At 33.7% G+C, this 12308-nt stretch carries 11 protein-coding genes and 1 pseudogene; 6 read left to right on the top strand and 6 right to left on the bottom strand.

Annotated features, from left to right (window positions below; genetic code table 11):
* Positions 1-17: 17 nt before the first annotated feature.
* Together EPK97_RS04285 and EPK97_RS04280 are read right to left on the bottom strand one after the other, a co-directional pair.
* On the bottom strand, positions 18-917 hold the full coding sequence (locus tag EPK97_RS04285; protein ID WP_162035336.1) for an SDR family oxidoreductase: 900 nt from the start codon (positions 915-917) through the stop codon (positions 18-20).
* 117 nt (positions 918-1034) lie between these two features.
* On the bottom strand, positions 1035-1934 hold the full coding sequence (locus tag EPK97_RS04280; protein ID WP_162035335.1) for an SDR family oxidoreductase: 900 nt from the start codon (positions 1932-1934) through the stop codon (positions 1035-1037).
* A 622-nt stretch (positions 1935-2556) separates the two neighbouring features.
* Between EPK97_RS04280 and EPK97_RS04275 the strand changes: the two genes are divergently transcribed.
* From EPK97_RS04275 to EPK97_RS04250, 6 genes are all read left to right on the top strand, one after another.
* On the top strand, positions 2557-3867 hold the full coding sequence (locus tag EPK97_RS04275) for a replication-associated recombination protein A (RefSeq protein WP_162035334.1): 1311 nt from the start codon (positions 2557-2559) through the stop codon (positions 3865-3867).
* A 131-nt stretch (positions 3868-3998) separates the two neighbouring features.
* Entirely contained in the window at positions 3999-4622 is a 624-nt protein-coding gene (locus EPK97_RS04270) for a bifunctional 4-hydroxy-2-oxoglutarate aldolase/2-dehydro-3-deoxy-phosphogluconate aldolase (protein ID WP_162035333.1), read from the top strand.
* 41 nt (positions 4623-4663) lie between these two features.
* Positions 4664-5224 (top strand): GNAT family N-acetyltransferase, encoded by a 561-nt coding sequence (locus tag EPK97_RS04265; protein WP_162035332.1) that lies wholly within the window; start codon positions 4664-4666, stop codon positions 5222-5224.
* A gap of 569 nt (positions 5225-5793) precedes the next feature.
* Positions 5794-6324, top strand: a complete 531-nt coding sequence (locus tag EPK97_RS04260; RefSeq protein WP_162035331.1) for a DUF6143 family protein — start codon at positions 5794-5796, stop codon at positions 6322-6324.
* Positions 6325-6765: 441 nt separating this feature from the next.
* Complete coding sequence (locus tag EPK97_RS04255; RefSeq protein ID WP_162035330.1) at positions 6766-7710, top strand: hypothetical protein; 945 nt, start codon at positions 6766-6768, stop codon at positions 7708-7710.
* Between the two features lie 225 nt (positions 7711-7935).
* Complete coding sequence (locus tag EPK97_RS04250; protein WP_162035329.1) at positions 7936-8400, top strand: NUDIX domain-containing protein; 465 nt, start codon at positions 7936-7938, stop codon at positions 8398-8400.
* 203 nt (positions 8401-8603) lie between these two features.
* On the opposite strand, the gene EPK97_RS04245 is transcribed toward EPK97_RS04250, so the two are convergent.
* From EPK97_RS04245 to EPK97_RS04230, 4 genes and pseudogenes are all read right to left on the bottom strand, one after another.
* Entirely contained in the window at positions 8604-9566 is a 963-nt protein-coding gene (locus EPK97_RS04245; RefSeq protein WP_162035328.1) for an NAD(P)-dependent alcohol dehydrogenase, read from the bottom strand.
* A gap of 40 nt (positions 9567-9606) precedes the next feature.
* Positions 9607-9849, bottom strand: a complete 243-nt coding sequence (locus EPK97_RS04240; RefSeq protein ID WP_162035327.1) for a helix-turn-helix transcriptional regulator — start codon at positions 9847-9849, stop codon at positions 9607-9609.
* A gap of 3 nt (positions 9850-9852) precedes the next feature.
* A complete protein-coding gene (locus tag EPK97_RS04235; protein WP_205690219.1) occupies positions 9853-10299 on the bottom strand; it encodes a hypothetical protein in 447 nt (148 codons plus the stop codon).
* Between the two features lie 489 nt (positions 10300-10788).
* Positions 10789-11985, bottom strand: a pseudogene (locus EPK97_RS04230) (IS110 family RNA-guided transposase).
* Between the last annotated feature and the right edge of the window lie 323 nt (positions 11986-12308).

Here is a 12308-nt window from a genome sequence, read left to right as displayed (position 1 = left end):
ATATAAACATAGCCGTATCAAGTGTTTAATATGACTCCACCGTTTACATGAATGCTTTGACCTGTAACATATCTGGAGTCGTCTGATGCTAAATATACGTAAGCAGGTGCAAGCTCAAAAGGTTGTGCGGCACGTTTCATTGGTGTAAACAAGCCAAATTCTGTGACTTGTTCAGCAGAAAGGCTAGATGGAACAAACGGTGTCCAAACGGGCCCTGGCGCCACACTATTCACTCTAATTCCTTGTTGAACTAGGGATGAGGAAAGTGAACGTGTGAAAGCAACAACTGCCCCTTTTGAGGCAGAATAATCTAATAATAACTTTTCTCCTTGAAAAGCTACAATGGAAGCAGTATTAATAATAGAACTGCCATTTTTCAAATAGGGGAGGGCAGCTTTTGTCATATGAAAAATTGAAAAAACGTTCGTTCGAAATGTATTCTCAAGCTGCTCAGATGATATATCTAGGATGCTATTTTGTACAAATTGAACAGCGGCATTATTTATGAGAATGTCCAATTTTCCAAACGTGTTGATCGTTTTTTCGATCACTAGCTTTGATGTTTCTTCCTTACGTAAATCTGCACTAATAGATAAACATTTTCGTCCTAAACTTTCCACTCTTTGTTTTGTTTCAGATGCATCTCGGTGCTCATTCAAATAAACGTTTGTTATATCGGCACCTTCTTTTGCAAAAGCAATAGCTATAGCTCTTCCAATTCCACTATCTCCACCCGTAATGATGGCGACTTTATTTTGCAGCTTATAACTACTTCGGTAATTTGGATCTTCAGATATGGGTCTTGGCACCATTAAATATTCTAGACCTGGATGGACACTTTGATGCTGAGGTGGAAAAGCAATAGGAACCCTCTTGACTTCTTCTTTATATCCGTAATAAGGATATTGTGGGTACAAAATTATCGCCCCCTGACGTTTATATCATATGTATTCAAAAAGTTCCTGCTTATTATATTATCTTTCATCATGTGTTATATTAAGTTCTTGAATTGATATCCTTTTAATATCCGAGTATCAAGTATTTAATATGTTTCCACCATTTACATGAATGCTTTGACCTGTAACATATCTGGAGTCGTCTGATGCTAGGTATACATATGCAGGTGCAAGCTCAAAAGGCTGCCCGGCACGATTCATCGGTGAAGATAAACCATATTCAGTTACTTGTTCGGCAGAAAAGGCCGATGGAATAAGAGGTGTCCAGATTGGTCCTGGAGCCACACTATTCACTCTAATTCCTTGTTGGACTAAGGAAGAGGAAAGTGAACGTGTGAAAGCAACAACCGCTCCTTTTGAGGCAGAATAATCTATGGAGTTTTTTCCTCCTTGAAAAGCTACAATGGAAGCAGTATTAATAATAGAACTGCCATTTTTCAAATAGGGGAGGGCGGCTTTTGCCATATAAAACATTGAAAAAATGTTCGTTCTAAATGTATGCTCAAGTTGCTCAGATGAAATATCGAGAATGCTATTAGATGCATATACATCACCAGCATTATTAATAAGAATGTCCAGTTTTTCAAACGTGTCAATCGTTTGTTTAATCACTAGCTTTGATGTTTCTTCCTTACGTAAATCTGCACTGATAGCTAAACATTTACGTCCTAATTTTTCCACTCTATGTTTTGTTTCGGCAGCGTCTCGATGTTCATTCAAATAAACGATTGTTATATCCGCACCTTCTTTTGCAAAGGCGATGGCTATAGCTCTTCCAATCCCACTGTCACCACCCGTAATGATGGCAACTTTATTATGTAACTTATAACCACTTCTATAATTTGGATCTTCAGATATGGGTCTTGGTACCATTAAAAATTCTAAACCTGGGTGGACATTTTGATGCTGAGGTGGAAATGTAATGGGAACCCTTCTGATTTCTTTTTTATATCCGTAATAAGGATATTGTGGGTACAAATCAATACACCTCCTTTTAATAAATCATTGGCAGTTGTTTAAATCATATTGTTATTTGTTAAAAAATATCCTCATTCTGATTATATTTTAGAGGCGCGAAGTTAATGGTGTTCGTAAGTTTGAAAGATTATAGTATTACCAATAGATGTTATAAATTAATTATGAAATCATCAAATATTAATAAATTTTTGAATAGATTCTCTTGTAATTTGTTAATTTCTTTTATAGGGTGCATAACACCCTATATTGGTTAGTTATTAAAAATAATTAATAGATATTATAAGATAAAATTAATACCGTTTCTTTTTTCGTTTTCTCTTCTTTTTAATTTCGATTACCTTTGCAAATATTACAAATTTTCTCACTCTCTTTTTCCTTTTTTTTCTAGAATGTGGCATAATTATCACCTCCTATACTAACATTTATATGATTTTAACTTCGTAGTTGCTTGTGTGTTTATATCAGACAAAATGTACAAATTATAAAATTTCTGATTCACTTCATTTTGATTCGAAAAATTTGGATTCATGAGAGAGGTTTTGATATAGTAGTCTTAGTATTCAGGAATGTATATAAAATATAATCACTTTAGATAGATTGATTGGAAAAGGTAGTGAAAATCATGGATTTATTTTCATATAACGAATCAGAGCAACCTACACAACAATTATTAGCAGATCGAATGCGACCGCAAATTTTAGATGAGTATATCGGTCAAGAACATATCGTTGGTGAAGGAAAGTTGCTTCGAAGAGCGATTGAAGCAGATCAAATCACTTCAATTATTTTATACGGACCTCCGGGTGTAGGAAAAACAACACTCGCAAATATCATTTCAAATCAAACCAATGGGGATTTTGTTCAACTAAACGCTGTAGAGGCATCTGTTAAAGATGTGCGGGAAGTGATTGAAAACGCAAAAATGAGCAAACGAATGTATGACAAAAAAACGATTCTTTTTTTAGATGAAGTACATCGCTTTAATAAATCAAGGCAAGATGCTCTTTTACCAGCAGTGGAGCAAGGGATTATCATATTGATTGGAGCAACAACAGAAAACCCGTTTCATCATGTCAATGGTGCATTGCTTTCTAGATCCACTTTATTTGAATTACAAACATTAACATATGAACATTCGTTAGAAGCTATGAGACGAGCTTTGACCAATGAGGGGAAAGGCTTAGGAACTCTCCCTGTCCTAGTTGATGAGGATGCGCTACTGCATATTGCACATATGGCAAATGGCGATATACGAAGATCCTTAAATGCTTTAGAACTAGCAGTCATGACAACACATCCCAATCCAAATGGGAAAATACATGTAACACTTGAAGTAGCAGAGGAATCGATTCGGCGCCCGACGATCAAAGCTGATGAGTCCACACAATATGATGTTTTGTCCGCTTTTCATAAAAGTATTAGAGGTTCAAGTGATGCAGCATTGTTTTGGTTTGTATACGCAGTTGAAAAGTTAGGTATGGATCCGATGGTATTTATCCGTAGATTGATTGTAGCTAGTAGTGAGGATATCGGATTAGCAAACCCGCAAGCTATGGTACAATCTGTAACAGCTATGGAGGCTTATCAAAAGATAGGATGGCCTGAGTCAAGATATATCATTTCCCAGGCAATTTTATTTGCAGTAGAGAGTCCTAAATCGAATGCGATTCCGAATGCTCTTTCGAAAATAGCACATTTATTAGAAAATTTAAAATCAGCAGAAGTTCCTTTACATTTAAGAGACACACATTATAAAGGATCAGAAGAATTAGGGCATAAAGGATATCAGTATCCACATGATTACCCCGGACATTATGTGAAACAACAGTACTTACCTGATAAAATTAAAAATCAAACGCTCTATGAAGCTACAGAGCAGGGGATGGAAGAGAAAATCAAAGTAAATCAAAAAAATCGTAGAAGTAAACCGTAGCAGAAAAAAATGAACAGAAATGGTATATCAAAAAAAGTTTCTCAATGAATGAGAGACTTAATATGAGATCATAAAGTGATATGATTTTCGTTATACTAAATAATTTCAACAATACTAGAGGGAGATATAGAATGACTCTTTTTAACCTATTGAAGCAAGAAAAAATCATTGCCATCCTAAGAGGTTATTCCATTGAAGAAGCTACTCTGACAGTAGATGCATTAATTGAAGGTGGAATCCGTTTTTTAGAAGTAACGATGAATACAGAAGGTGCTTTGAAAATGGTACATCAATGGAGAAAAGCTTATGCTCATAGAGCATACATTGGTACGGGTACGGTATTAGATGAGAGTATGGCTAAAGAAGTCATTCAAGTAGGTGCACAATTTATTATTACACCTAGTTTAGATGAAAGAGTAGTCGAAGTAGCGCTAAAAAATGGAGTAGATATTTGGCCAGGAACCTTTACGCCTTCAGAAATTGTACGAGCTTCAAAGTTAGGGGTCGAAGCGGTCAAAATATTCCCATTAGCTAGTATTGGTATTTCTTATTTAAAAGAAATTCAGGGACCTCTAAGCCACATTCCAATGATTGCAACGGGTGGGGTTACACTAGAAAACATTCAAGAATATTTTAAAGCAGGGGCTACTGCTGTTGGGATTGGTAGCAGCCTTGTAAATAAAAAACTCATTCAAACAGGACAATTTCATGAATTAACGGAGCTAGCAAGAGAGTTTGTAAACAAAGTTAAATGAAACCGAATCAAAACAAAGAATCTAAAATATGAGGTGTTGTATTGATAAAATTTGATTATCTTTCAGAAACAAAAAGATTATTCATTAGACCTTTACAAGAAAGGGACTATAAGAATTGGCTAAATGAATTTAATAATAGACTTCCTTCTCAACACAAATACGATGTGGGAAGAATCGATATGAGTGAATGTACTAGAGAGTGGTTTACTAATTTGGTGGAAAATCATCAACAAATAGCAATAAATGATATAGCTCACGTATTTGCTGTCTTTCGGAAAGATGATGGAAAACATTTAGGTACTGTAGACTTTTCCACTTTGGCAAGAGGTGATTTTCAATGGGCTAGAATCGGTTACACCATTCATAATCAGTATTGGCAAAAAGGTTATGGTAAAGAGGCGGTAAGTGAAGCACTTCATATTGCCTTTAAAAAATTGAATTTTCATCGTGTTGAAGCACATATAAATTTGGATAATTCAGCTTCTATTCATTTAGCAAAAAGTGTAGGTATGGAGTTTGAATGTATAAGGAAAGGTTTTATTTTTGAACATGATGAGTGGACAGATCATCGGGTCTATTATATAAATTCAATGAAACAATAATTGTGTGATTTTAAAACAAAGTTGCACCGAAATATTATATTGAATACAGTTTGAAACTTATGAATTAGAATGTGATTCATAAGTTTTTTGACTTTCATATTAGACAAAAGGACCATATCGTATTATGAGGTTAGCCATTTATTTCTGGTTGACCTTATAATACGATATGGCGCGATTGTATAAGAAGAAAGACTATAAAGTGATCAAACTTTTTTATAAAAATTAAATAGTCTACCTCAAATCTAGAATCCATTTTGATCAATCTTTTTTTCAAAATAGATTCTTTTGTTTGCCATAGAATACGGGTTTTCATGAAATTTTTGATCAAACTTTATTTTAAACCAACACAACTAATGAAAATAGTACAATTAAAATCCTGAAAGATAGTCAAATTTCTAATAGACGATTTCACCATTTTCATTAGAATAGACCTTTGTATATATCAAAATCACTTCTTCCTTAATACTATAACTATATATTATGAATATGGTATATAGTTCAGTCTATACCGGAGCTTGAGACATATAAGTATGTTATGCAGCACCTACATTATATTGGGGATGAAACGTATGAATAAAAAAAATAAAATAAAACCAGTTGTTAATATCATAAATCCAGCCTTTCAATCTTCAAAAGGTAAAGCCTTTGCTGGAACAACTACACCGCTTAATTTTGGAGGAAACAGATCTGCCTGGGGACGTTTATTCAATCCACCAAACTCTAAAATAAATTTATTTCTCTCTTTTTTTTCCCTTAGTAACTTCTCAAAAACTCCTATCTCTGGTCAATTATATTTCTCTTCTACTCCTCCAGGTAGAATATTTAGCTCAAGAGATGTTAGGAATATAAATCTGAATTTTAATAATTCACCTAACGGGAAGATTCAATTTAATCCATCTGTAAGAGGAAAACCAATCGGCGGTAATAGAGTTGCATTTAGACGATTTCCACCTAATAGTACAACGCCAGGATTTAGAATAGATGGTAGAGCAGTTGTTGCTCCTGGAACATCAATTATTTTATTCTTAACAAGTAGTAAGCCAGTAAAAGCAACAATTGAATTTGAATGGTGGGAAAGTAAGAAGATTTTTAATAATTAAACCCCAAAAGGGTCTGGTTTTTGTTTTTATACTATTTTTTAATCTTTATTTGTTGTAATTATTGACTGAGTTCCGGATGATTGTTGCTTATGTAGGTTAGTCTAGTATCATATGTGGTTATCACCATTTTATGGATGAAACATAGGCTTTAGACACTACCGCTAGTAAAAAAACTGAGCTGACCTTCTCTAATTGTGACTTCCGAGATTTTATTTCTTTTTTCCTCAAGTATTTAACTTCGTTTGTTTCAGAATATCCTTTACATCCACATTTTATTTTAGCATAACTTCTTCAACAATCTGGCGCGATTAGTGAACAAATAAGATGAAAAAATATTAAATAGAATTGAACAACTCTGACAGGTATATGGCAGAGTTGTTTTGCTATTATATGAATACATTGGTCAAATATAGTTAAATAAACATTCAGGAGTGATAAAACATGTTGAAAAAAAGTTTTATAGAGAAGGAAAAGGAATATAGCAATCTTTGGTTCGCGGACCCTCCAAATAAAAAAGAAGCTTTGAAAATTGTAGAACAATGCGTAAAAGATTATCCTGAAAATCTAAACATTATTACTGAGGACTTAGCTAGTTTATATAGTCAATTAGATCAACATGATCAAGCCATCCAAATTTTAAATAAAGAACTAGATCGAGGTATTTGGTACCCAAAATATTTGTTTCGATCCGTGTGGAATTTAAAGGAATATGAACATACGGTTACAAGGTGGAATGAAGTAAGCGCAGCAGCAAAAGAAAATTCTAAGGCTGAATGGGAAATTATTTTACCACCAGAATATAACCCAAACAAAACGTACCCATTATTTATTGCACTTCATACCTCGGGTCATAATATTGCCAGGTTTAAAGAGTCTTGGACTACTTTAGACAAAATAAATCGTGAATACATCATAGTTTATATACAGTCTTCACAAATGGTAGGTTCTTTCCACTATTCTTGGGAGGACTATGAACTAGCTCACAAGGATATCCATGAAATGACAAAAGAAGTTTTTGCAAATTATTCAGTAAATCATGAGCAGATGATCGTCGGCGGGTTTTCTGAAAGTGGAACTTTATCGATGGATATTGCTTTAAATCATACATATTTACCAGTGAAAGGTTTTATTGCTTTAAGTCCTTACAAAAAACTAAATTTACATACTAAAGAAAATATTCTAAAAGCCAAACAACAAGGAATAAAGGGAAGCATCATCACAGGGGATCAAGACAAGTTTTATGATGAACAGAAGGAAATGCTAGCTGAATTTGATGAAATTGGGTTCAACTGTTATTTTTCTGTAAAAGACAACTTTGGTCATTGGTTTCCTGAAGACTTGGAAGAAAGAATAGATATTTCTATGAAATATATAGTAGAAAAATAAACTGCTCGGAGGAAATATTATTGGTTTATATAAAGGGACTTTTTTCGTAGCTGATACAGTTTAATTTTTTTATTAAACGATTCATAATAAAAAGAAATGATCTTCAACACTATGGCGCCAATCTTGAATAAAGTGGCGTTTTTTATATTTTAGGACCAGATCATTTAAAATAAATCCATGTGTGATTTTATAGTAAAATACAGAATAGATAGGGAGGGATACATAATGAGAATTAGAAATTCAGCAAAAGCTATTATAATTAGTGGAGATAAGGTTTTGTTAACAAAAAATCAAGATAATGAGGGGTATTTTTATCTTTTTCCTGGTGGTGGACAGGAACATGGTGAAACAATTCATAGCGCATTAATAAGAGAGTGTATTGAAGAAGTTGGAAAAGAAGTAGAAATAGGAGAACTACTTCATCTTCGTGAATATATAGGGAAAAACCACGAGTATTCTTCATTCGATTTTAATGTTCACCAAGTTGAATATTATTTTGTTTGCAACCTAGTAAATGAAATGAACAATTATAAAACACCTACCAATCCAGATACCGACCAAGTAGGAATAGAATGGATACATATTAATGATTTACTTGAATATAGAATATATCCCAAAGAACTAAGAAAATATATTATGAAGCATTTTAATAATGAAAAGTGTCCGGTTTATTTAGGAGATATTAATTAATACCATCTTCAACAAAATGGCGCATTTCTTGAAAAAAGAAAGCCTAATTTCTCGTTTCCTTCATTATTATAAAGGTTTTTTTGAATGTTTACTTAAGGGGGATAATATCAAAATAACAGAGAAACCAGGCTTTTTTATTTTTTAAAATCCTTAACGTTGTAAATTGATTTCCTGACGCTGCCCCTTTTTAAGGATATGTTGTGTTATAGAGTTATAACTACATTCCCCTTTTTGTGTCCTTGTTCAACATATTTGTGAGCCTCTGCAATTTGCTCCAACGGATAACTTCTATCAATTACAGATTTTAGTTTACTTGATTCAATAAGTTCTATTAAGAAATTTAAATCATTTTGCGTCCATGAAAAGCTTGTTGCTGCAAATACTGCTTTTTTACTGCTAAATTTTGAAGTCCATAACATTTGAAGCATAATTGACAATGTAGGGATCGTTAACAGATAGACTCCATTTTGCTTTAATGAGCTTTTACAACGAAAAAATGAACTCTTACCTACCGTGTCAAAAATATAGTCATAGGTCTGACTGCTTTTGGTAAAATCCTCTGTTGTGTAATCAATAACATGGTCGGCTCCCAAAGACTTCACTAAATCTAAATTCTTAGTGCTGCATATCCCAGTGACTTCTGCTCCAAAGTACTTGGCAAGCTGAACTGCAAAAGTACCTATTCCTCCGGCAGCACCAATGATAAGGATTTTTTGTCCCTTATGAATTTTTATTTTATCTCTAAGAAAAATCAATGCTGTTAATGCTCCATAAAGGACGGCGGCAGCTTCCCCATAAGTTATATTGGTTGGTTTTAACCCAATCACACCTTCTTCTGGAAGACATTTGTACTCAGCATGAGCCCCTAAACTGCTACCGGTAAATCCAAAAACTCGATCACCTTTTTTGAATAACTTCACATTTTTTCCGACTGCTTCAATTTCTCCGGAAGGGTAAGACCCAGGCATTGTATTATTTGGTTTTGTAAAACCATTAAATAATCTTATGATTAATGGGGTACCCTTTCGGTTGATGCAGTCCACAGACGTTACGATTGTCTCATAAATCCTTATTAGTACTTCATTGTCCTTGGGTGAAGGTTTAGTTACCTCTTTTAGCTGAAGTACATCCGGAGAACCATATTTTTCATAAACAATTGCTTTCATTTGTTGATCCTTCCTTTCTGTTATTATTTAAAGCTTCATTTCACTTTGGTGGGTTATTTTTGTTATCATCCACTAATGAGAATGAAAATACCTCTTCCAAAGGTGAGTTGAAAACATGAGCAATGCGAAAGGCTAATTCAAGAGAAGGGGAGTATTTTCCATTTTCGATGGCTACGATGGTTTGTCGTGTTACACCTACTTTTTCAGCTAATTGTTTTTGGGTTATTTCATCATGGAAAAAACGTAATCTACGAATATTGTTACTAATCAGACATTTACCCATTTTTTAAAATCCTCTCCGATAAAAATAAAACTTCGAAATATCTTCAATAATTGTAGCCGAAAATCCAAAGATAAAAAGTACAGAGAACATCACCGTTGGTGGCATATCCAAAACTAGCGATCCCATTGAAAGCCCAAAGCCAGTTATAAACACATAATAAGAAATCCTTGTAGCTTTTAATTCAATTAATTTATCTCTTTCATCCGTAATAGTAGGTATTTCTTCTTTAGTTGCTATTGTATTGATGATAGCGAATAAGATATGCAAGATGATATGGACTACAATGGACACAATGATTAAGAATAAGAAGAGAGATCCCCAAAAGCTGAAGACATTTGTGGAATTTACGCTCCCTTCCAGATATTTTTGAATTACATAAATACAAAAACCAATAGAGATCAGTAAGTTGTTGATTAAAGATACAATAATTCTTTTTTCTCGATAAAACATTTTTTCCTCCTTTAGTATGTTTATATTTACTTTATGTTAAATCTTATATACATATGGTAAAATAAAACAATCATAATGTCAAATATTTTTTACATTATAATGATAAATAATTCCATTTGATTATCATACTGTAGATATTTCAATTGCAAGAACGAGAAAAAAGATCGCTACTACTAGCTGAAAAGGCTAAGTAATATGCGATTTATTAAATGTCTAACTTCTGCACTTCATTATATTTTTATCTTTTATAATTATTATTCTTCGATCATAGGCTTCACCCAAAGCGTTGAAAAATCTACATACCCAAAATGTTTTGTTTTTTCATTGGAAAAAACGAGGTGCTGATCTTCAACAATACCAGCTAATAGGAAGTCAATAATAAACTCTAAAAATTTTTATTTAGATGTGTTAGGATAAAAATAAGCATAGCAAATAAGCCTCTCTAAGAATTTGGGAATTTTTTCTTTTAATTGATTATTTTGGTATAAACTATATTACAAATGTTTCTTTTCGTTTTAATAAGGTATAAATCCAGTGAATGAGCTTATTAGCACAAGCAATGACTGCGACTTTATGTGGCTTACCTTCCTCTCGTTTTCTATCATAGAATTCTTTTAGTCTAGGATTTCGAGTGTTTATCAAGCCACATTGTACGGCCGTATATAAAATTTGTCTAAGTCTACTAGAGCCTCTTTTTGTAATACGATTAATACTCGCTTTAAATTTGCCCGACTCATGAACACTAGGATCAATTCCGGCAAAGGCAACGAGTTTCTTGGGGTTATTAAATCGATCAATTTCACCAATCTCAGAGATGATTGTGGCTGCAATCTTACCTCCAATACCAGGGATTGATCGAATAATATGATATGCTTCAAACGCTTGAGCCATCGCATCTATCTCCGCCTCTAACTAGGATAGGTGTTTTTGGTACTGTAGAAGCATTTCAATATACATCTTTAAACTAATAAGATGACTGTAGTATAGCGTTTGTTTATATGGATTATTTCTTGCGGCAGATGTTAGTTCCTCCGCCTTTTTCACTGACCAGGACTTCGAACGACTCTTACATAGATGGTGAATTTCATGTGCAATTTCACTAAGACTCAGTTCTTCAACTTCTTTAGGTGTTGGAAAAGTGAGTAGGGTATGGAGGGAAACCTTTGAAAATAAGTCCCCAAATACTCCTTTATACTCAGGAAAGACCTGATCTAATATAGTATGAAATTGCAACTTGGTTTGTACATAGATTCCCGTCAGGGAATCATGTTGTCTACTGAGATTACGAAGATTTAGTGTTTGAATACTTTTCTTTTGAAATGCTTCTAGATCTTCCTTGTAATACAACTCACAGAGATGGTAGGCATCCATTGCATCCGTTTTAACTTTTCGTAGACTTACTTTTTTAGCCTCATAAGAGATCAGAGGATTGACTAAATAATAGGTTACAGCATGATTCTCTAAAAACTGTTAGACAGGCTTGTGATAGTGCCCTGTTGATTCAAATATAACTTCCGGAGGTTGTCCGCCTTTTTGCTCTACCTCCTGATAAAACAAATAAAAATCATGTAAGCCCATTCGATCGTGTTTAAACTTAAAACTCTTTTTGTAAGGACGTTTCTTTTCTAGAAACGCTTGAACTTGGCTTTCTCCTTTTGCAACATCCAGACCAATGACTGGATCCATGTTGTATCACTTCCCTTTAATAGATTTGCCGGCAACCCCTAACCAAACTTGTAGTTTCATAGCTTCGCTTGTTATACGGGATCTATGTCCCAACCAGCCTCAAACATGTTTCTACAAGTAGGGGGTGAACAGTATTGTGGACGGAATCGAATCCCTCTGGCGCAAACGTTCTACCCCGGCTACCTTAAGAATAATACCTATTACAAATAGGTCAACCAGAAATATTACTGGCTGACCTCATAATACGATATGGCGCAATTGTAGGAGAATATAGACAATAGAATAATCAAACTTTATTTTAAACCAACAAATTGACTATATTT

The sequence above is a fragment of the Chengkuizengella sediminis genome (assembly GCF_010078385.1).
GTDB lineage: Bacteria > Bacillota > Bacilli > Paenibacillales > KCTC-33759 > Chengkuizengella > Chengkuizengella sediminis.
The sequence above is the reverse complement of the archived record's forward strand: the minus strand, read 5'-3'. Positions and strand labels throughout refer to the sequence as shown.

Bases quoted from the DNA above. Each gene is read 5' to 3' on its own strand.
- EPK97_RS04275 (WP_162035334.1), top strand. From the start codon at position 2,557: ATGGATTTATTTTCATATAACGAATCAGAGCAACCTACACAACAATTA.
- EPK97_RS04270 (WP_162035333.1), top strand. From the start codon at position 3,999: ATGACTCTTTTTAACCTATTGAAGCAAGAAAAAATCATTGCCATCCTA.
- EPK97_RS04260 (WP_162035331.1), top strand. From the start codon at position 5,794: ATGAATAAAAAAAATAAAATAAAACCAGTTGTTAATATCATAAATCCA.
- EPK97_RS04255 (WP_162035330.1), top strand. From the start codon at position 6,766: ATGTTGAAAAAAAGTTTTATAGAGAAGGAAAAGGAATATAGCAATCTT.
- EPK97_RS04250 (WP_162035329.1), top strand. From the start codon at position 7,936: ATGAGAATTAGAAATTCAGCAAAAGCTATTATAATTAGTGGAGATAAG.
- EPK97_RS04245 (WP_162035328.1), bottom strand. From the start codon at position 9,566: ATGAAAGCAATTGTTTATGAAAAATATGGTTCTCCGGATGTACTTCAG.
- EPK97_RS04240 (WP_162035327.1), bottom strand. From the start codon at position 9,849: ATGGGTAAATGTCTGATTAGTAACAATATTCGTAGATTACGTTTTTTC.
- EPK97_RS04235 (WP_205690219.1), bottom strand. From the start codon at position 10,299: ATGTTTTATCGAGAAAAAAGAATTATTGTATCTTTAATCAACAACTTA.